The organism is Flavobacterium sp. HTF, assembly GCF_003105115.1.
In the GTDB taxonomy this organism is placed as follows: domain Bacteria; phylum Bacteroidota; class Bacteroidia; order Flavobacteriales; family Flavobacteriaceae; genus Flavobacterium.
In genome coordinates this window covers 98,045-119,427 of the sequence record NZ_QETH01000004.1, presented here as the reverse complement: position 1 = coordinate 119,427, position 21,383 = coordinate 98,045, and the positions used below count along the sequence as shown (strand labels likewise).

At 33.7% G+C, this 21,383-nt stretch carries 20 protein-coding genes and 1 pseudogene; 9 read left to right on the top strand and 12 right to left on the bottom strand.

The features are described 5' to 3' along the window. Positions 1 to 437, bottom strand: a pseudogene (locus tag DCO46_RS02325) (hypothetical protein); the annotation flags it as partial. Positions 438 to 555: 118 nt separating this feature from the next. Between DCO46_RS02325 and DCO46_RS02320 the strand changes: the two are divergent. Continuing rightward, a complete protein-coding gene (locus DCO46_RS02320) occupies positions 556 to 1,155 on the top strand; it encodes a CDP-alcohol phosphatidyltransferase family protein (protein ID WP_116750988.1) in 600 nt (199 codons plus the stop codon). Between the two features lie 75 nt (positions 1,156 to 1,230). Here the strand turns inward: DCO46_RS02320 and DCO46_RS02315 are convergent, their stop codons facing one another. From DCO46_RS02315 to DCO46_RS02305, 3 genes are all read right to left on the bottom strand, one after another. Continuing rightward, on the bottom strand, positions 1,231 to 3,366 hold the full coding sequence (locus tag DCO46_RS02315) for a polyribonucleotide nucleotidyltransferase (protein ID WP_116750987.1): 2,136 nt from the start codon (positions 3,364 to 3,366) through the stop codon (positions 1,231 to 1,233). A 176-nt stretch (positions 3,367 to 3,542) separates the two neighbouring features. Then, positions 3,543 to 3,809, bottom strand: coding sequence for a 30S ribosomal protein S15 (gene rpsO / locus DCO46_RS02310; protein WP_055097227.1), 267 nt, complete (start codon positions 3,807 to 3,809; stop codon positions 3,543 to 3,545). 166 nt (positions 3,810 to 3,975) lie between these two features. After that, positions 3,976 to 4,431 carry a GAF domain-containing protein gene (locus tag DCO46_RS02305; RefSeq protein WP_116750989.1) on the bottom strand — a complete coding sequence of 152 codons (456 nt, stop codon included), beginning with the start codon at positions 4,429 to 4,431 and terminating at the stop codon, positions 3,976 to 3,978. Positions 4,432 to 4,503: 72 nt separating this feature from the next. On the opposite strand from DCO46_RS02305, the gene xrtF reads away from it, so the two are divergent. From xrtF to DCO46_RS02275, 6 genes are all read left to right on the top strand, one after another. After that, the gene (gene xrtF / locus DCO46_RS02300; RefSeq protein WP_116750986.1) at positions 4,504 to 5,040 is read left to right on the top strand and encodes an exosortase family protein XrtF; all 537 of its coding nucleotides are present in this window, start codon (positions 4,504 to 4,506) and stop codon (positions 5,038 to 5,040) included. Continuing rightward, positions 5,030 to 5,476, top strand: a complete 447-nt coding sequence (locus DCO46_RS02295; protein WP_116750985.1) for an exosortase F system-associated membrane protein — start codon at positions 5,030 to 5,032, stop codon at positions 5,474 to 5,476. Before xrtF ends, DCO46_RS02295 begins: the two co-directional genes overlap by 11 nt. 45 nt (positions 5,477 to 5,521) lie before the next feature. Continuing rightward, complete coding sequence (locus DCO46_RS02290) at positions 5,522 to 5,920, top strand: HYC_CC_PP family protein (RefSeq protein ID WP_116750984.1); 399 nt, start codon at positions 5,522 to 5,524, stop codon at positions 5,918 to 5,920. 103 nt (positions 5,921 to 6,023) lie between these two features. Then, on the top strand, positions 6,024 to 8,030 hold the full coding sequence (locus DCO46_RS02285; RefSeq protein WP_116750983.1) for a TonB-dependent receptor plug domain-containing protein: 2,007 nt from the start codon (positions 6,024 to 6,026) through the stop codon (positions 8,028 to 8,030). Between the two features lie 43 nt (positions 8,031 to 8,073). Further along, entirely contained in the window at positions 8,074 to 8,415 is a 342-nt protein-coding gene (locus tag DCO46_RS02280) for a heavy-metal-associated domain-containing protein (protein WP_116750982.1), read from the top strand. Between the two features lie 130 nt (positions 8,416 to 8,545). Continuing rightward, on the top strand, positions 8,546 to 9,226 hold the full coding sequence (locus tag DCO46_RS02275) for a DedA family protein (RefSeq protein WP_116750981.1): 681 nt from the start codon (positions 8,546 to 8,548) through the stop codon (positions 9,224 to 9,226). 225 nt (positions 9,227 to 9,451) lie between these two features. Here DCO46_RS02275 and rodA read toward each other — a convergent pair whose 3' ends face one another. The 6 genes from rodA to purH all read right to left on the bottom strand — a co-directional run bounded on the left by rodA (position 9,452) and on the right by purH (position 16,708). Then, positions 9,452 to 10,687, bottom strand: coding sequence for a rod shape-determining protein RodA (gene rodA / locus DCO46_RS02270; protein ID WP_116750980.1), 1,236 nt, complete (start codon positions 10,685 to 10,687; stop codon positions 9,452 to 9,454). 14 nt (positions 10,688 to 10,701) lie between these two features. Next, positions 10,702 to 12,666: a penicillin-binding protein 2 gene (gene mrdA, locus DCO46_RS02265; protein WP_116750979.1), complete on the bottom strand. Its 1,965-nt coding sequence runs from the start codon at positions 12,664 to 12,666 to the stop codon at positions 10,702 to 10,704. Then, the gene (locus DCO46_RS02260) at positions 12,663 to 13,169 is read right to left on the bottom strand and encodes a rod shape-determining protein MreD (protein WP_116750978.1); all 507 of its coding nucleotides are present in this window, start codon (positions 13,167 to 13,169) and stop codon (positions 12,663 to 12,665) included. Before DCO46_RS02260 ends, mrdA begins: the two co-directional genes overlap by 4 nt. After that, complete coding sequence (gene mreC / locus DCO46_RS02255; protein WP_116750977.1) at positions 13,162 to 13,986, bottom strand: rod shape-determining protein MreC; 825 nt, start codon at positions 13,984 to 13,986, stop codon at positions 13,162 to 13,164. The genes DCO46_RS02260 and mreC overlap by 8 nt, the downstream gene beginning before the upstream one ends. 110 nt (positions 13,987 to 14,096) lie before the next feature. Beyond that, complete coding sequence (locus tag DCO46_RS02250; RefSeq protein WP_007804822.1) at positions 14,097 to 15,125, bottom strand: rod shape-determining protein; 1,029 nt, start codon at positions 15,123 to 15,125, stop codon at positions 14,097 to 14,099. Positions 15,126 to 15,181: 56 nt separating this feature from the next. After that, positions 15,182 to 16,708 carry a bifunctional phosphoribosylaminoimidazolecarboxamide formyltransferase/IMP cyclohydrolase gene (gene purH / locus DCO46_RS02245; RefSeq protein ID WP_116750976.1) on the bottom strand — a complete coding sequence of 509 codons (1,527 nt, stop codon included), beginning with the start codon at positions 16,706 to 16,708 and terminating at the stop codon, positions 15,182 to 15,184. Positions 16,709 to 16,872: 164 nt separating this feature from the next. Between purH and DCO46_RS02240 the strand changes: the two genes are divergently transcribed. Both DCO46_RS02240 and DCO46_RS02235 read left to right on the top strand, forming a co-directional pair. After that, positions 16,873 to 18,120: an ABC transporter permease gene (locus DCO46_RS02240; RefSeq protein ID WP_116750975.1), complete on the top strand. Its 1,248-nt coding sequence runs from the start codon at positions 16,873 to 16,875 to the stop codon at positions 18,118 to 18,120. An 89-nt stretch (positions 18,121 to 18,209) separates the two neighbouring features. Then, a complete protein-coding gene (locus DCO46_RS02235) occupies positions 18,210 to 19,097 on the top strand; it encodes a cupin-like domain-containing protein (RefSeq protein WP_116750974.1) in 888 nt (295 codons plus the stop codon). Positions 19,098 to 19,294: 197 nt separating this feature from the next. Here the strand turns inward: DCO46_RS02235 and accD are convergent, their stop codons facing one another. Beyond that, entirely contained in the window at positions 19,295 to 20,149 is an 855-nt protein-coding gene (gene accD / locus DCO46_RS02230) for an acetyl-CoA carboxylase, carboxyltransferase subunit beta (protein WP_116750973.1), read from the bottom strand. A 110-nt stretch (positions 20,150 to 20,259) separates the two neighbouring features. Then, a complete protein-coding gene (fbaA, locus tag DCO46_RS02225; protein WP_110305799.1) occupies positions 20,260 to 21,327 on the bottom strand; it encodes a class II fructose-bisphosphate aldolase in 1,068 nt (355 codons plus the stop codon). Between the last annotated feature and the right edge of the window lie 56 nt (positions 21,328 to 21,383).

Sequence of the window (21,383 nt, the reverse complement as noted above, 5' to 3'; positions counted from 1 at the left end):
GAAACTTTCTTTTGGTTACTGTTTAAAAGATTAAGCCATACGAATGCTTTGAACTTTGAGAGAATAGTTCCATCCATAAAATAAAATAACGGAATATCCTTAGCAGAATAAAAAAGGGTTGTTTTTGGATTTTTAGTAAGCATTTCAATTTGCTTTGCCGACGACCTGAAATATTCCAGCATATCTTTCATTGTTGAAATTTCAATGGTTTTTTCAACAATGACTTTTTCTTCTTTTAAGAATAATTTATCTAAAGAGATATTGAAATGATTAGATAGTTTAACAGTCTCATCTATTGAAAATTTACTTTTTTGAGAAATTCTTCGGTGCGATGCATCATAACTGATTTCTAAAACAGAAGCTATTTCATCTAACAAAGAAACTGATTTAGGAATTTTATTCCTGATTGCTTTTAAAAATAATTCCTGCGATTTCATATTTGTGATTTTCGCAAATATAGAACTTTTTTTAATTGTTTTTTGCAAAACCATATGCGATAATTGCAACAACTTTGCTTTGTAATTTTTAAACAAACAAATTATTAAAATAATAAATATGAAAAACACACCTATTTTACTTATCATTTTGAGATTGCTTTTGGGGCCAGTTATGATAGCACTTACTTATAATTATGGAGATAAAATAAGAACAGAACTTGTGGTATTAATTTTCGTCGGATTATTATCTGATATTTTTGATGGAATTATTGCACGAAGATTAGGTATAGCATCAGAAAAACTTAGAAGAATGGATAGTCAGACCGATCTGATCTTTTGGTTATGCGTGGCATGGTGTTCATGGATTTTAAATCCTGAAATAATAATAGATAACACAATGCCTATAACTGTAATCTTTCTAATGGAAGCCCTGACTTATATTTTTAGTTTTATAAAATTTGGCAAAGAAACATGCACACATGCATTGCTTTCCAAACTTTGGGGTATAACATTGTTAATGGCTTTTGTGGGAATGATTGGTTTTGGATATGCCGGGATTACATTTTCGCTTGCTGTTATTTTTGGAATAATTGGACATATTGATGTTTTATTAATCATTTTTATCCTTCCAAAATGGACTTTTGATGTTCCGAGCTGTTATCATGCTTATTTGATTCGAAATAAAAGACCTTTTAAAAAGCACAAACTCTTTAATTAATTGAAACGAAAAACCCCAATTCAACAAATGAATTGGGGTTTTCTATGAATAAACCTTTAGTAAACTAAGATCTGATTACTCTTTTTTCTCCTCACGTGGAGGTCTTGGAATAAGTGCTTTTCTTGACACTTTTTCTTTTTTAGTTTTAGGATCAACACCTAAGTATTTCACTTCAAATACATCACCCATGTTTACAACATCAGTAACATTTTCAGTACGTTCCCAGGCTAATTCAGAAACGTGTAATAAAACTTCATTTCCTGGCGCAGCAGTATATTCTACTACAGCTCCAAAATCTAACATTTTGATTACTTTCACTTCGTAAGCTTCTCCCATTTGCGGTTTGAAAGTGATTGACTTAATTTTTGCCAATACTGCTTCAATTCCGGCAGGATCTGTACCTAAGATTTCGATAACACCTTGCTCATCAACTTCGTTGATTACAATAGTTGTTCCGGTAGCTTTTTGTAATTCCTGAATTACTTTTCCACCAGGTCCAATTAATGCTCCAATAAAGTTTCCAGGAATAGTTCTGGTAATGATTTTTGGTGCATGAGCTTTAACATCTGCTCTTGGTGCAGCGATTGTCTCAGTTAATTTTCCTAAAATGTGTAAACGTCCATCACGAGCCTGAGCTAAAGCCTGCTCCATAATATCATAACGTAAACCATCAATTTTGATGTCCATTTGACAAGCAGTGATACCGTCAGCAGTTCCGGTTACTTTAAAGTCCATATCTCCTAAGTGATCTTCGTCACCTAAAATATCAGACAAAACAGCAAATTTCTCTCCGTCAGTAATCAATCCCATAGCAATTCCAGAAACTGGTTTTACCATTTGAACCCCGGCATCCATCAAAGCCATTGTTCCTGCACAAACTGTTGCCATAGAAGAAGAACCATTAGATTCTAAAACTTCAGAAACAATACGGATTGTATAAGGACAATCTACAGGAATCATATTTTTTAAAGCTCTTTGAGCTAAGTTACCGTGACCAACTTCTCTTCTTGAAGTTCCTCTTAAAGGTTTTGCTTCACCAGTAGAGAAAGGAGGGAAGTTATAGTGTAAGTAGAATTTCTCTTCACCTTGTTCAGATGGAGAATCGATTTGATTCGCTTCTCTTGAAGTTCCTAAAGTTACTGTAGCTAAAGCCTGAGTTTCTCCACGAGTAAATAAAGAAGAACCGTGAACTCTTGGTAAATAATCAGTTTCACACCAGATTGGTCTGATGTCTGTAGTTTTTCTACCGTCTAAACGAATTCCTAATTCTAATACTACATTACGAACAGCTTCTTTGTTTGTTTTGTAGAAATATTTAGAAACTAAATCACCGTCAGCAGCTAATTCTTCTTCAGTAAATAAAGCTTTTACTTCTTCTTTTACTTCAGCGAATGCAGCTCCTCTTTCATGTTTAGCAGAACCAACTTTTGCAATAGCATAAATTTTGTCATATGCTGCAGCTTTTACTTTTTTGTAAATTTCTTCGTTTTCTTTCTCACCTTCGTAAGTACGAATTTCTTTTTTACCAAAAGCAGCTTGTAAACGCAATTGCGCCTGAATTTGTACTTTAATAGCTTCGTGAGCAAATTTAATAGCTTCGATCATTTCAGCCTCTGAGATTTCTTTCATCTCACCTTCAACCATCGCAACAGAATCCATAGAAGCTCCAATCATCATATCGATGTCAGATTTTTCTAATTCAGCTCTGCTTGGGTTGATCACTAATTTTCCGTCGATACGTGCAACACGTACTTCTGAAATTAAGTTGTAAAATGGAATATCTGAAACGGCTAATGCTGCAGATGCTGCTAAACCAGCCAAAGCGTCTGGCATAACTTCTTCATCATGAGACATTAACTGAATCATAACTTGTGTTTCAGCATGATAATCATCTGGGAAAAGCGGACGCAATACACGGTCAACTAATCTCATTGTTAATACTTCGCTGTCGCTTGGACGTGCTTCTCTTTTAAAGAAACCTCCAGGGAAACGACCTGCTGCTGCAAATTTTTCGCGGTAATCTACCGTTAACGGTAAAAAATCAACGCCTGGGTTGCTGGTGCGAGCTGAAACTGCTGTTGCAAGAATCATTGTATCGCCCATTCTAACTACTACAGAACCGTCAGCTTGTTTAGCTAAACGTCCTGTCTCGATTGTGATGCTTCTTCCATCACCTAAATCGATTTTTTCTACAAATAATTGTGGAATCATAAATTTTTTCCTTATTGATTATACAATGGGTTTTAGTTGTGTTGTAGTGTTGTTGTGTGTAGTTGTTGTTATCTAAAACCCAATGAAAAACCAAACTTTTTTTCTTGTAATTGTCTGAAAGACATGTATTTTGTAAAAACAAAAAGAGGCACTCTCGCACCTCTTTTCTATATTGATTATTTTCTGATATTCAATACTTTGATAATCTCACGATATCTGTTGATCTCTTTCTTTTTCAAGTAATCCAACAAAGCTCTTCTTTTACCTACTAATAGTACAAGTGAACGCTCAGTGTTGTAATCGTGACGATTTTTTTTCAAGTGTTCAGTTAAGTGAGAAATTCTGTAAGTGAACAATGCAATTTGACCTTCTGCTTTTCCAGTGTTTGTTGCTTCACCGTGTTGTGCGAAAATCTCTTCTTTCTTTTCTTTAGTTAAATACATTCCAATATTATTTAATGATTTTTATGTATGTCATACATCTTTTGTAAGACGGGTGCAAAAATACATCTTTTTTCCGAAAAAATAAAACTTAAAGATTGAAAAATTTAAAGATTGCACAATTTGAGCTGAAAATAATATTTTTTTGTGTTTTTTGAGATTGTTTTTTTTAGAAAAGTTTAGCAACTTCCTGATTTACAAATTCTAAAAATCTTTCGTCTGCTTCAGTAAAAGGATCGATCACATGACTGTCAATGTCAATTTGCCCGATATTTTGTCCATTAACAAATAAAGGAACCACGATTTCAGATTTTACGGTAAAACTACATGCGATATAATTGTCCTGTGCAGCAACATCCGGTACTACAAAGTTAGCATTGCTTTCGGCAACCTGACCACAAATTCCTTTTCCGAAAGGTATAACGGTGTGATCTGTTTCTGCTCCTACATATGGGCCTAAATGCAGCGTCTTACTTTCATGATTGGCAAAATAAAAGCCAACCCAATTGTAATATTCTACATTTTCATTTAATAATTGGCAGACAGCTAATAATTTCTCATCTCTAACTGTATTGTTATCAGCTACAATAGCGCTTATTTTTGGTTGTAATTCCTGAAATGTCATAATGGAAAATTTTTGTACAAAAGTATTTAATGCTGAATTTAAAAAATACATAAATTTGTTAAAAATTTCCCTTTGAAAAAATATTTGCAGCAATTTAAACCTTTCCTGATTTTTATAAGCACTTTTTTTGCTGCTTATATTATCCTTACCTTGATTTACAAGCTCTATCTAAACAGTTTTGAAACAAATGACATTGACGGAATAACCAATATTGTTGGCCAAAACGTAGATCAGCTTATGCGGTTATTTCATTGTGACGTAAAAATCATAAAGAGTATAACAAATCCGTTTTTAGAACTTTGGTACAATAATAAATATACCTTAAGGATCATAGAAGGTTGTAATGCGGTAAGTGTTATTATTTTATTTATTTCTTTTGTAATTGCTTTTTCAGTAAAATTAAAAACAACAATCTACTTTATTCTTTTTGGTGTTTTCTTACTTTATATTTTGAATGTTCTACGTATTGCTCTTTTAGCCGTTTTGCTGTTTCACTTTCCCGAAAAAGAACATATCCTTCACGGGGTTCTTTTCCCGCTGATTATTTACGGACTGGTTTTTATCCTTTGGGTTTTTTGGGTAAATAAATTTTCAAAGTATGCTAAATAAAATACAAGGACATAAGTCAAAAATCATGATCGCAATCTTTATTGTGCTCTGTTTTGTTTTAATCAGAAGTTTTGAAAATCAATTGTTTTATGACCCGTTACTGATTTATTTTAATGCTGATTTTAAAAGTTTGCCTTTTCCTGAAATAGATTCTTTTAAACTTTTTCTTGGGCTTTTATTGCGCTATTCTTTAAATTCCGTTTTATCCCTTTTGCTTATTTATGTGCTTTTTAAGGATATGGACATCCTTAAGTTTAGCAGCCTTATGTACTTGTTTTTTTTTCTGGTCCTTTTCGGGATGTTCTTTATAATTCTTAATTTTTTCCCTGACGGAAACTGGCTTCTTTTTTATGTCAGGAGATTTATTATTCAGCCAATATTTGTACTCTTATTTATTCCCGCATTTTATTACCAGATGCAAAATCTCAAAAAATAACAATTCATTATATCTTTTTTAAACTCTTTTGAATAATTTTGCAGTATGAGTTTAAAGAAATGCACAGGATTATTTTTAGCTTTCCTATTGTTGGTTTCCAACGTTGGGTTTGCTTTTGATGTGCATTATTGCGGCGGAAAAATAGCTTCTGTATCCTTAAATACAACAAAAGAGGTTGCTGCCGAAAAAAAATGCTGCGGTTCTGTCGAAAAGAAAAATTCATGCTGCAAAGACAAAGTAGTTCATTTTGAAAAGAAAACAGATAATGCTACTTTAAAAATCTTCTTTTTTCAAATTGCCTTTCCTGCCATAATTCAGGAATTTAAAGCAATTGCTTTTCTTGCAATTCCAAATTTCAGGAACAATCAGATCATTTCGTATTATTCAGATGCGAATGCGCCCCCCTTATTCAAGTTATATAATCAATACATTTTTTATTCCTGATTTTAATGTTTAGAATCAAGCAATTTATGCTTGTGTCTGACTGTTTGTTCGTTTTTGTTTAAACGTTCTGAAACAGTTTCTAATAACATTAAAATCAATTTTTATGCAAAAAAATATAATGCTTTTTGTTATGTTTTTGCTTTCTGTTTCTGTGTTCTCTCAAGAAGACCTGGAGGAAGTGAAAATTACAAAAAAGCAAAAAGGAATTAAAAAGTCGTATACCCTTACGACCAATACCTCTGTTATCACAAGCAAAGAACTTTTAAAGGCCGCTTGTTGTAATCTGGCAGAAAGTTTTGAAACTAATCCGTCTATAGATGTCAATTTCTCCGATGCCTTAACCGGAACAAAACAAATAAAAATGCTCGGACTAACAAGTCCGTACCTAATGATTACCGAAGAAAACATCCCTTCAGTTCGGGGAGCTTCGCAAGCGTATGGATTGTCATTTACACCCGGAACGTGGATTGAAAGTGTGCAGATTACGAAAGGAGCGGGAAGTGTCGTAAATGGTTATGAAAGTATTTCAGGCCAGATCAATACAGAACTTTTAAAACCGTTGAATGATATTCCGTTTTTTCTAAACGCTTACGGATCGACTGATTCCCGTTTTGAATTGAATACACACTTCAACAAAAAAATATCTGATAAATGGGCGACTAGTCTGTTCCTTCATGGAAATACACGTGTTGCAAAAAATGACATGAATAATGATGGTTTTCTGGATAACCCTTTAGGAAAGCAAATAAATATACTGAACAGATATCAATATTATGACACCGAAAGTGGTTTGGTTAGTTTTATCAATTTCAGATATATGAATGATAAAAAACAAACCGGCGAAGTAAATTTTGATAAAGACAGAGACAGAGGGACAACCAATTACTGGGGTTCAGAAATCAATACCGAGCGCTTTGACGTTTCAACAAAAATTGGTTATGTTTTTCCGGATATGCCCTATCAGAGTATTGGTTTTCAGAACGCTTTTAATAGTCATAATCAGGAATCTTATTTTGGTTTAAACCAGTATAACATTAAGCAGAACAGTTATTATTCTAATTTGATTTTTAATTCAATCATCAATAATACAATGCACAAATTTACAACCGGTTTAAACTTTACTTATGATCAGTATCGGGAGTTTGTGAATGTGAACGACTATAGCAGAACTGATAATTCTGTTGGAGCTTTCTTTGAATATACTTATGACAATACCGATAATTTTAGTCTGATTTTGGGCGGAAGAGTCGATAACCATAACAGACTTGGCTTTTTTATGACCCCTCGTCTGCATATGCGTTATAATCCGTGGAAAGACGGAGTGCTTCGTTTTTCTGCCGGAAGAGGAAAACGTACGGCTAATATTTTTGCCGAAAATCAACAGCTTTTTGCCAGTTCAAGAACTTTTTCTATTCTGGATAATAGCGGAAAGATTTATGGTCTGAATCCGGAAATTGCGTGGAATTACGGAGTGAGTTTTTCTCAGAAATTCAAACTTTTTAATAAAAATGCAGAGGCAGGTTTTGATTTATACAGAACCGATTTTCAAAATCAGGCAATTGTAGATATTATGCAAAGTCCACAGGAGGTTTTGTTTTATAACCTGAAAGGCAGTTCATTTGCAAATAGTTTACAGGTTGAATTCAATTATGAGTTAATCCATAACCTGAATCTTCGTACAGCTTATAAATATTATGACATCCAGACCGATTATTTGCGTGGAACCTTTCAGCGTCCTTTGCAGGCAAAACACCGTTTTTTAGGAAACATTGAATATGAAACCAATTTGAAAGACGATAAACAATGGAAATTTGATTATACTTTTAACTGGTCTGGAAAGCAACAACTTCCTTACACGGCATCAAATCCTGCAGAAAATCAGTTTTCTGAATTTTCACCATCATATGCGGTTATGAATCTTCAGGTTACAAGGGTTTTTTCGCCAGTTTTTGAGGTTTACATTGGAGGAGAAAACATTGGGAATTACAAACAGGAAAAAGCAATCTTAGGAGCAGATGATCCTTTTGGACCGGATTTTGACGCCTCAGTTGCGTACGCTCCAATTTTTGGACAAATGTATTACGCGGGGTTACGATTTAAAATTAAATAAAAACAGATACTATCAAATTTATAAATACTTAATAACAGACAAAATGAAAAAAATAATTTTAGTTGCGATAATCACTTTTTTAGGATTTTCAGCTCAGGCTCAAACGAAGAAAAACAAAAATCTAAAATATGTTACAGAAGTCAATGGCAATTGTGAACAATGTAAAAAACGTATTGAAAAAGCGGCTTTTAGTGTTCCTGGAGTAAAAATGGCCAATTGGGATATCAGTTCTCACCAGCTCACAGTAATTTTAAACGAGGAAAAATCTTCATCAGCAGATTTAAATAAAGCGATTGCAAAAGTAGGGCATGATACAAAAGAAGTTAAAGCGACACAGGAAGATTATGATAATTTGCATACTTGCTGCAAGTACGAAAGACAATAAATAAATTCAAAGTCCAAGTGTAAAGCATGGGCTTTTTGAATCGTTAATTTATCTTTAAAATATAGCATTTTATTGTGGTTGAAGTAAATTATTGTTACTTTCACGAACTTAAATATAACCAAACTCATTTATGAATAATTTCGACTGGACTCAATTAGTTAATCCTGAATTTTATATCACTTTAAGTATTGGCGGTTTTCAAATTGGTTTATATATTGTTTTGTTTATAGTATTTGCTGAAACAGGACTTTTTGCAGGATTTTTTCTACCCGGAGACAGTTTGCTTTTTTTAGCTGGTATTTATAGCCGTGATTTAATTGAAAATGTCGTTTATATCCCCGGAGATTTTATAAATGTATTTTTACTCTCTCTTTTGGTAGCCATAATGGGAGTTTTAGGAAATATGACCGGATATTGGTTTGGAGCTAAGAGCGGATATTATCTGTTTAAAAAAGAAGATTCATTCTGGTTCAAAAAGAAATATTTGTTACAATCAAAAGACTTTTTTGAAAAATACGGAGGTAAAGCAATTATTTACGCCCGTTTTCTTCCAATCTTTAGAACTTTTGCCCCAATAATTGCCGGAATTGTTTCGATGGACAAAAAGAAATTTATGTTCTATAACATCTTAAGCTCATTTCTGTGGTCATTTTTATTGATCTTTTCAGGACATTATTTATATGGTGTGTTTTTAAAACAAGGGATAGACTTAAAAGAACATATTGAATATATAATTATTATTATCGTTATCATTTCAACATTCCCGGTTTTACTTAAACTTCTAAAGAAAAGACCAAGCGAAAATATATAACATAAAAAAGTCCGAAAGTAATAAAGCTTCGGACTTTTTTTATTTTATAATGAAGATAATGAGGATTTCTTGATACAAACAATCGATTAGTATTCAGGTAAAACATTAAAATTTTCCGGATGGCTACACTAAACAGATAGTCTAAAAAGAAATTTGAATTTAAAAGTTTATTAATTATAAAAACTTAGAACCTTCGCATCTTAGAGCCTTAGTAACTTCTCCTACCTACCATTCATTTACTTTATTAGCATCCATTTTTAAGAAAATGAACAGCAAAATTGTGAATCCCCAGAGCCCTGAACCTCCGTATGAAAAGAACGGTAATGGAACTCCAATTGTTGGGAAAATCCCGGCAACCATCGCTATATTTACAAAAAAGTGTATAAATAGAATTCCGGCAACACAATAGCCATATACACGGCTAAATTTAGTTTTCTGCCTTTCGGCTAAATATATAACTCTTAAAAGTAATCCGGCAAAAAGAGCAATTACAACCAATGACCCCGCAAAACCCCATTCTTCACCAACTGTTGTAAAGATGTAATCGGTATGTTGTTCCGGTACAAAACCTCCTTTGGTTTGTGTTCCTTCCAGAAAACCTTTGCCAATCCATCCACCGGATCCAATTGCAATTTCAGATTGGTTAGTGTTATAACCGATACCTTTCATATCTACCGTTTTTCCTAGTAAAATATTGAAACGGTCTCTATGGTGCTGCTTGAAGACATTATCAAAAACATAATCAACAGATAAGACAAAGCCGGAAATAAGGGCTAGTAAAATTGCGCTCAAAAGAAGATTTCTGTCAACGGCACGTCCTTTAAAATGGATGATTATTAATACTCCAAGAGAAATTAATATAACCACATACGGTTCTAAAATAAGCGTTAAGACAAATAATAATATGGCTAAAAAACCTGTCCAGATATACCAGGAAGGTAATCCTTCTCTAAATAAAACAATAAGGAAAATACTGTAAATCAAAGCACTTCCAGGGTCAGGCTGAGGTAAGATTAAAAGAACAGGTAAAAAGACAATGGCAAGTGCCTGAATCTGTCTGTTGGTTTCTTTTAAATTTATCTGGCTGTCACTTAAATATTTTGCCAATGCTAATGCGGTTGCTGCTTTTGCAAATTCAGATGGCTGTATGGTAAAACTTCCAATGGCATACCAGCATCGCTGACCTGCAATTGTTTTTCCAAAAAGAAATAAACCGGCCAATGATAATAAGGCAACTCCAAAAATAATACTGGCATATTTTTCATAAAATTTACCATCGACAAAAAGAACGATAAATATCAATGGAATCGTACATGCAATAAATATTAATTGTTTTTCATAAGTACCATCAGTAGATAATAATGAAGAGGAATAGATATTTAACCACCCTAATACAACAAGTACAGAGTAGATAATAACACTTATCCAGTCAATATTTTTTTTTACACTTTGATTTTTCATTTGAAATAATCTTGTTAGTTCTCTTTAATGGTATCTAGTACTGTTTTTTTAGGTTCTGTCTTGGGAGTCGCTGTTTTAGGAGCGATAATCTTAGCTTTTAAAACAGAATCTTTAGGCGTTGATTCGATTGCACTGGCTGCATTGATGCCTCCCAATTTGGCATATTCGCTTATTAAACTTTTGTTTAAAACACGAACTTCCAAATCATTTCTTGAAATCTTCTTTTTTAGATATTTCTCAATCATCAAACTGGCAATTGGTCCTGCAACTGTAGCGCCAAAACCTCCATTTTCAATCATGATTGCTATAGCAATTTTAGGATTGTCTTTTGGTGCAAAGGCCACAAATATAGAGTGATCTTTTAGTTTTGTTCTTACTCCGTCAATTTTCGCATAATTTTCAGCAGTACCAGTCTTTCCGCAAATATCAATTCCTTCTACTCTTAAGGCATAAGCTGTTCCTTTATTATAAACATCAAACAAGCCACTTATAACCGGAGGAAAATACTTTTTGTCAATTGTAGTTTCGTGCCTGGTTGTGAATTTTGCGTCTATTTTTTTTCCTTCAATTTTTTTAATGATATGAGGAGTATAATAATATCCCTGATTTGCAACTGTTGCCATCATATTCGCCAGCTGAATCGGAGTCATTAAAACTTCTCCCTGGCCAATAGCGTTTGATACAATTGTGGTACTTCTCCAGCCTCCGTTTGGATATATTTTTTTGTAGGTTTTAGAAGTTGGAATATTTCCTCTTTTACCAGTTGGCAAGTCATATCCCATAAACTGACCCAATCCAAAACTTTTTATGTGATCGCTCCACACATCGACAGCCTTGCCGGGATCATTAAATTTATTAATGGTTAACATATATGCCTGGGCAAAGTACGTATTACATGAATTGTAGATTCCGTTATGTAACTGATGAGGGCCAAAACCGTGACATTTCATGAAACGACCTCTACCGTAACTGAAACCATGATGACACATAAAAGTTGTCTGTTCATTAATTACACCTTCCTGTAATGCAATTAAGCCAGTTAAGATTTTAAATGGAGATCCAGGAGGATATTCTGCCAAAAGACCCCTGTCATACAAAGGTTTTGCAATAGAATCGTGATATAAAAGTGTATAGTTTTTTGATCTTTGTCTTCCTACCAAAATTCCCGGATCATAAGAAGGAGCAGTAACCAATGCTAAAATTTCACCAGTTTTAGGCTCAAGAGCAACAATTCCGCCTCTTTTATTGATCATTAATTCTTCTCCATATTTTTGGAGTTCAGCATCAATCGTAAGGTTGATATCTTCTCCTGCTACGGCAATGGTATCATATTTTCCTTCTTTGTATGAACCAATTTCTCTATTGTACTTGTCTTTTTGAATATATTTTACACCTTTTATTCCGCGTAAAATTTCTTCATAGCTTTGTTCTACACCTTGCATTCCAATCAAATCACCACTATTGTAATATGGATTTTTGGCAATTAATCTCTCATTTACCTGAGTTATAAATCCAAAAATATTTGCGCCATAATCTACTTCATAATCACGAAGTGACCTTTTCTGGAAATAGAAGCCATCGTATTTTCTGATTTTCTCCTGAAAAGCAGCAAATTCGGCTTTATTTAATTGTGATAAAAATACTGAAGGTAATCTCGGGCTATATACTCTGGCCTTGGCAATTCTTTTTTCGTATTCTTCTTTTGTAATGTTCAAAAGGTTGCAGAACTCTCCAACATTGAGGTCTTCCTTGATTTCTCTCGGGATAACCATGATATCGTATGAAGCCTGGTTTGCTACTAATAATTTACCATTTCGATCATATATGTATCCTCTTTCAGGATAATCATATGCTTTTTTTATGGCATTATTTTCTGATTTTAATTTGAAAGAATCATCAATAATTTGCAAATAGAATATCCTGATCACTAGCAAAGATGATGCAATAATAATTAAAGAGGGCAGCAGAACTTTTCTCATCTTCTATTGGGCTTAATAAGATAAATTATTATAATTGAAATGATTATGGTAAATATGGAGCTAAACAAAGTTCGGAGTAAAATGTCCCAGATAAATTTAAATTGAAAAGCTTCAAGAGTAAATAGTATTATATGATGTAAAATAACAGAAACCAATATAAATGAAAAACGTTCCGGTGTTAATGATTCATTAAGTTTAATAGTCTGGTATTCATAACTCAAACCAAATGAGAACTTGAAAATATAAGGTCTGTAATAAGCTAAAATAACACAGGCTGTTGCATGTATACCGCCTGAATTACAAAACATGTCCATCGTGATTCCCAGTAAAAAACTTGAGATAATTAAACCTGATCTGTTACTGTTTACAGGATAAAGGATAATGTACAAAAGATATGGGAAAGGACTTATGTATCCTAAAAAGTTCATATTATTGAAAATAACAACCTGAATTGCCAGTAACATAATAAATCGAAAAATATTGACTAACAAGGCGCTATTCATCTTTCTCCTTTTTTTCTAAATTAATAAGTTCTTCTCGATCTTTACTTTTGATGATATAAACATGGCCAAGATTTGTCATGTCATTAAACAGTTTTACATTGATAACATAAAAACTGGTTTTATCTTTAACATAAATTTTGTCTACTGTTCCGATATTAATTCCTTCAGGAAATATAACAGACTGACCTCCGGTAACGATTGTATCTCCTTTTCGGATAGATGCTAACCTTGGAACGTCTTCCAGTTGTACAAATCCAGTACTTTTACCATTCCAGGTTAAAGAACCAAAGTGATTAGATTTTTTGATTTTTGCATTAATCTGCGATTTCATATTCAAAATACTCACTACTGTAGAATAGTTTTTGGATGTATTATCTACAACGCCAATAATACCTAAACTATTGATTACTCCCATATCCTGCTTAACTCCTTCTTTTGCTCCGGAATTTAAAGTGATATAGTTTTCGTGTGTACTGTATGAATTATGAATTACTTTTGAAACAATAATATCAGCAGGTTTTACCCCTTTTATACTATCCGCCAAAGGTATTTTGGTTGTGTCTTCTTTATTAAACAAAAGACTTTTTAATCTTGCGTTTTCAAGTACCAATTCGTCGTTTTCGGTTTTTAAGCTCAAATACTCATTCACTCGGTTAATTCTTTCGTAAACACCACCGCTTAAAAAATTAGCCGAACTGATTACTCTGCTTTTATGATACGAATGAGATTGAATTGTGAGAACCAACGAAATACCTAAAAGCAGCAAAAACAGCAATCGATTACTGTTTCTTATAATAAAATTAAAAATTTGCTGCATTTCTTGTTTGGTTATTTTGTTTCAGGATATGCTTTATGGGTTCAATTTTTATGAGAGTTAAATGTTATAAATTCAACTCTCATAAAAGTGTTTGATTATTATTTAGAATCTTATTTTATTAAGATGCTTTTAAATTTTGCAATGTTTTTAAGAGCCATTCCTGTTCCGCGAACAACTGCGCGTAAAGGATCTTCAGCAATATAAACAGGTAAATCTGTTTTTTGAGAAATACGTTTGTCAAGACCTCTTAACATAGATCCTCCACCAGCTAAATAGATACCTGTATTATAGATATCGGCAGCTAATTCCGGAGGAGTCTGAGATAGTGTTTCCATTACGGCATCCTCAATACGCTGAATAGATTTATCCAAAGCTTTTGCTATTTCACGGTAAGAAACATCTACTTGTTTTGGTTTTCCGGTAAGTAAATCTCTACCCTGAACTGACATATCTTCCGGAGGACCATCTAAATCTTCGATAGCCGCTCCAATCTGGATTTTTATTTTCTCTGCAGTACTTTCTCCAACAAAAAGATTGTGTTGTGTACGCATGTAATACACGATATCATTTGTGAAAACGTCACCTGCAATTTTTACAGATTTGTCACACACAATTCCACCCAATGCAATAACAGCGATTTCAGTTGTACCACCTCCAATATCAACAATCATGTTTCCTTTTGGCTGCATAATGTCAATACCAATACCAATTGCTGCTGCCATAGGCTCGTGAATCAGGTAAACTTCTTTTCCGTTTACTCTCTCACAAGATTCTTTTACCGCACGCATCTCAACCTCAGTAATTCCCGAAGGAATACATACTACCATTCTTAAAGCCGGAGTAAACATCCTTTTCTTTAATGCCGGAATACTTTTAATGAACATGTTGATCATTTTTTCCGAAGCATCAAAATCTGCAATTACACCATCCTTCAAAGGCCTTATGGTCTTGATGTTTTCATGCGTTTTACCTTGCATCATATTGGCCTCTTTACCAACAGCAATGATTTTGCCTGATATTCTGTCGCGTGCAACGATAGAAGGGCTATCAATAACAACTTTATCATTGTGAATGATTAAAGTGTTTGCGGTACCAAGGTCTATCGCAATATCCTCGGTCATGAAATCAAAAAATCCCATAAGTTTTTTAGGGGTTTAAAATGTTATAATTAATTTATCGAACAAAGTTAAACAAATTAATGTTTAAAATGACGTGTTCCTGTAAATACCATTGCAAGATTATTTTCGTTGCAATAATTTATGCTTAATTCGTCTTTTATTGATCCTCCCGGCTGAATTACTGCTGTAATTCCTGCTTTTTTGGCTAATTCTACACAATCCGGAAATGGGAAAAATGCATCACTTGCCATAGAAGCTCCTGTCAGATCAAATCCGAAAGCTTTAGCCTTGTCAACAGCCTGCATTAATGCATCAACTCTTGAGGTCTGACCAGTCCCAGACGAAATCAATGTTCCGTTTTTAGCAAAAACAATTGTATTTGATTTTGTGTTTTTGCAAATTTTTGAAGCAAATATCAAATCTTCTATTTCCTGAGCTGTCGGCTCAGTAGTAGTAACGGTTTTTAAATGCTCTTTAGTATCAGTAATATTATTTCTTTCCTGAATTAACAAACCATTAAGACATGTTCTCACTTGTCTTGAAGGTAATTCAACTTCTTTCTGAATTAATATAATTCTGTTTTTCTTTTCTTCTAAAATGGCAATCGCTTCATCATCGTAAGATGGGGCAATTACAACTTCGCAGAACAATTTGTTGATTTCCTGAGCCGTAGCTACATCTATTTTGGTATTTGCAATCAAAACTCCGCCAAAGGCAGATGTAGGATCGCAAGCCAAAGCAGCCAGATAAGCTTCGCTGATTGTTTTTCTTGAAGCTAAACCACAAGCATTGTTATGTTTTAAAATAGCAAATGTCGGTCCGTCAGTTTTAAACTCATTTATTAAATTTACTGCTGCATCAACATCTAGCAGGTTATTGTAAGATAACTCTTTTCCGTGAATTTTGCTAAACATTGCATCAAAATCTCCAAAAAAGAATCCTTTTTGATGTGGATTTTCTCCATAACGTAAAACCTGGCCATTGGCAATGCTTTCTTTATAAATCGTTTCGTCGGCATTGAAATAATTAAAAATCGCCCCGTCATAATGGGATGATACGTGAAAAGCTTTTGTAGCAAGCAACCTTCTGTTTTCAAGAGTTGTACTTCCGTTTTGTTCTGTAATTAAATCCAAAAGCAAGCTGTATTCATTAACAGAAGCCACAATTACAGTGTCTTTGAAGTTTTTTGCACCGGCACGGATCAATGAAATTCCGCCAATATCAATTTTTTCAATAATATCCTGTTCGCTTGCACCAGACGCAACCGTTTTTTCAAACGGGTACAAATCAACAATAACTAAATCAATCTGAGGAATATCAAATTCCTTCATTTGTTTTACATCACTTTCGTTATCTTGACGATTCAAAATTCCACCAAATATTTTTGGGTGTAATGTTTTAACCCTTCCTCCAAGAATTTCAGGAAAAGAAGTAATATCTTCAACCGGAACTACAGGAATTCCTAAGTTTTTAATAAAATCTTCAGTTCCTCCGGTAGAGTAAAGTGTAACATTTTGTTCGTGTAATTTTCTAACGATAGGCTCTAGTCCGTCTTTGGAAAAAACAGATATTAAAGCGGATTGTATTTTTTTAGTTGTGTTCATTGTGTAGTTATGATTTTCAGACTGCAAAAGTAGTTTTTTTAAATATTATTTTAAAGCATTTATTGTAACATTATAGTAAAAAAATCTACTGATGAGTAAGTTAAGTTTTGTTAGGTTTTTGTTTTTAAATTATTGAATTTTACTTTATTGAAAAATACAGAAATATGATTGTTTATCTAAGGTTATTAAAAGAAAGCCTGAGCTTTGCCATAAACGCTTTGCGAAATAATAAATTGCGTACACTATTGTCACTGCTAGGTGTTACAATTGGTATTTTTTCAATTATTGCCGTACTCGCTGCGGTTGATTCTTTAGACCGTAAAATTTCTAAAGATTTGAGCAGCTTAGATAAAAATACAATTTATTTAATGAAATTTTGCTTCGGGCCATCAGAAATCCCACAATGGAAAAGAGAACAATTTCCCAATGTGAAATATGATGAATACATTGGCCTTAAAAATTCGCTCAATAATACCCAACAAGTAGGCTATCAGCTTTTTGTGAACAGGGAAACTTTAAAATATGATTCAAAAACGGTGGCAGATGTCAATATTATTCCTTCTTCATTTGAAATGGTCGATATTGACGGATTAAGTTTTGACAAAGGAAGATTTTATAATGAATCTGAATCTAACTCGGGAACAGCTGTTATTGTTTTAGGATACGATATTGCTGATGGACTTTTTGGATCGAGTGATCCGCTCGGAAAAAATATTCGTTTGTACGGGCAGCGTTTTACGGTAATTGGAGTTATAGCCAAGCAAGGGGCAGGTTTTTTTGGAGACAGCAATGATACATCGGTTTATTTACCGGCTAATTTTTTGAGAAGAATGTACGGAGACAGCGATTCCATGACGCCGGTTATTGTTTTAAAACCGGTTAAAGGTATCGATATGGATGCCTATAAAGCTGAAGTAGCACAAAAACTTAGGGCCATAAGAGGAATGAAAGCAGGGGAGATGGATAACTTTTTTATCAATGTACTTTCAGGATTTACCGATTTTATTGATGGTATTTTAGGTCAGATGAATTTTGTGGGATGGATTATTAGCGGATTTTCTCTTTTAGTGGGCGGTTTCGGAATCGCGAATATTATGTTTGTTTCGGTTAAAGAAAGAACAAATCTTATTGGAATACAAAAATCATTAGGTGCAAAAAACAGGTTTATATTATTTCAGTTTTTGTTTGAAGCTGTTATTCTATCTGTTATCGGAGGAATAATAGGTTTATTGATGGTTTGGGGAATTTCATTACTCTTGACAAAACTTCTTGATTTTGAATTTGTCCTAAGTTTAGGAAATGTAATTTTAGGAACCAGTCTGGCTGCTCTTATTGGATTAATATCAGGAATTCTGCCTGCAATCTCTGCTGCAAAACTAGATCCTGTAGAAGCGATTCGAACAGGTATGTAAAATGGCTATCTTTGTTATTGGTTGTGAATTTTTGAGACCATTTTTTAGAATTTTAAGAAGTGCACATTTTTAATTCAAAATGATAACAAATGAGCTTTATTTTAAAACCTGTTGATACCGTTGATTCTATTACCAGAGAAGAATTCAAAAAAAACTATTTAGATAAAAGAAAGCCGTTAATTATAAAAGGATTAACAAAAGACTGGCCCGCACGTGAAAAATGGTCTGTTGATTATTTTAAGGAAATTGCCGGAGACATTGAAGTAAAATTGGTAGATAACTCCAAAGCAGATCCCTCCAAAATAATCAATGCTTCAATTGCGACTATGAAATTTGGCGAATATCTCGATTTGATAAAAAGGGAACCTACAGATTTGCGTATTTTTTTCTTTAATCTTTTTAAACACAGACCCGAATTGGTTAAAGATGTAATAATCCCCAAAGATTTAATGGGTGGTTTTATCGAAAGCATGCCCGCAATGTTTTTTGGAGGTTCAAAAGCGATTACCTTTTTGCATTATGATATCGATTTACCCCATCTTTTCCATAGTCATTTTGGAGGCAGAAAACACATTATATTATTTGATAATAAATGGAAGAAAAGGCTTTATTGTCTTCCCAATACAACATATGCATTAGAAGATTACGATGTAGCAAATCCTGATTTCGAGAAATTTCCGGCTCTTAAGGGAGTAGAAGGTTACGAAGTTTTTCTGGAACACGGCGATACTTTGTTTATGCCAACCGGAATGTGGCACTGGATGCGTTATATAGATGGTTCTTTTTCTTTGACACTTCGTGCTTGGGATTCATCAATTTCACGAAAAATTGCCAGTGTTTGGAGTTTATTTATGCACGGTGCAGTTGATAGTGCTATCAAAGTAGTTTTTAGAGAGCGTTATGCGATCTGGCGTGAGAAATTAGTTTTTAAAATTGCTGAGAAAGAACTGAAAAAGGATTTGAAAAAAGCGAGCTAATTTAAGATGCCATCTAAATAAGAAAACATAAAAAATTCCGTAGGAATTATATATTTTGTAGCAACGGAATTCATTCCGTTGAAAGATGAAATGATGTATTCAGAAGTTCCGTAGGAACGATATATTAACTATTGATATAAAAAAAAATCCCAAGAAGTAATTTCCTGGGATTTTATATGATTTAAGAAGTTCGAAAACTATCTAATATTGTTATTCTGAATCAAATCGATATACAAATTGATCTTATCTTTTAAATCTTTTCTAGGCGTGATAAAGTCTAGGAAACCGTGCTCTAAAAGAAACTCAGCAGTCTGGAAACCTTCTGGTAAATCTTTACCAGTAGTATCACGAACAACACGAGGGCCGGCAAAACCAATCAATGCACCTGGCTCAGAAATATTAATATCTCCTAACATGGCGTATGATGCCGTTGTTCCTCCGGTAGTTGGATCTGTACATAAAGAAATGTAAGGTAAACCAGCTTCTGCAAGCTGTGCCAGTTTTACAGATGTTTTTGCCAATTGCATTAAAGAATAAGCAGCTTCCATCATACGAGCACCACCAGATTTAGAAATCATTACAAAAGGCATGTTGTTTTTGATAGCGTGATCAATTCCTCTTGCGATTTTTTCTCCTACAACAGCTCCCATAGATCCACCAATAAAGGCAAAATCCATACAGCAGATTACAAGGTCTTTTCCTTTAGATTTTCCCACTCCTGTACGCACAGCGTCTTTAAGGTGGGTTTTTTCCATTACATCTTTCAATCTTTCTGCATATTTTTTTGTATCCACAAAATGCAGAGGATCTTTAGAAGTCATGTTTTTATCTAATTCAACAAATTCGTTATTGTCGAATAAAATCTCAAAATAGGTTGCGCTTCCAATTCGAACGTGAAAATCATCTTCAGGGCTTACGAATAAGTTTCTGGCTAATTCGTCTGCATCAATAATTTTTCCTGTTGGAGATTTGTACCACAATCCTTTCGGAACGTCCATCTTGTCTTCTGTAGCGGTCGTAATCCCTTTTTCCTGTCTTTTAAACCAAGCCATTTTTTTAATTTTAGAATGTAGATTTTAAAGTTTAGATTTTTAATCCGATTCAAAAAATTAGATTTCAGGCTTTTTTAGAAGTCTGAAATCTAAAATCAGAAATCTAAAATTTAAAGCGTGTTTACGTTATTTAAATCTGCAAAAGCTTGTTCAAGTCTTGCATTGAATGTTACTTCGCTTTCACGAACCCATCTTCTTGGGTCGTAGTATTTTTTGTTCGGAGCATCAGCACCTTCAGGGTTACCGATTTGAGATTTCAAATAGTCAATGTTTTTAACCATATAATCACGAATTCCTTCAGTGTATGCAAATTGTAAATCAGTATCGATGTTCATTTTGATAACTCCGTAGCTAATTCCTTCTCTGATTTCTTCAAGTGTCGAACCTGAACCTCCGTGGAAAACGAAATCTACCGGGTTATGTCCAGTGTTGAATTTGTTTTGAACGAAATCCTGAGAATTTTTTAAGATTTTTGGAGTTAATTTTACGTTTCCTGGTTTGTAAACACCGTGAACGTTACCAAAAGCAGCTGCAATTGTAAATTTAGGGCTTACTTTAGATAATTCTTCATAAGCATAAGCTACTTCTTCTGGTTGTGTGTATAATTTTGAACTATCAACATCAGAGTTGTCAACACCATCTTCCTCACCACCTGTAATACCAAGCTCGATTTCTAATGTCATACCCATTTTGCTCATTCTTGCTAAATATTCTTTACAGATCTCGATGTTTTCTTCGATTGGCTCCTCAGACAAATCGATCATATGAGAGCTGAATAATGGTTTTCCTGTTTCTGCAAAATGTTTTTCAGAAGCATCTAATAAACCATCAATCCAAGGTAAAAGTTTTTTTGCGCAGTGGTCAGTGTGCAAAATTACAGTTGCTCCGTAAGCTTCTGCCAAAGTATGAATATGTTTTGCTCCGGCGATTCCACCAGCGATAGCTGCTTTCTCACCTGCGTTAGATAATCCTTTTCCAGCGTTAAATTGTGCTCCTCCGTTTGAAAATTGAATGATAACTGGCGCGTTTAGTTTCGCTGCAGTTTCAAGAACTCCATTAATCGTGCTTGATCCAGTAACATTTACTGCTGGTAATGCAAATCCTTTTTCTTTCGCATAATTAAAAATCTCCTGAACCTGATCTCCTGTAGCTACTCCTGGTTTGATATTGTGTGCCATTGTAATTTTTTTTATAGTTGTTTTTAGTTTTTAGGTTGCAAAAATAAGAATTAATT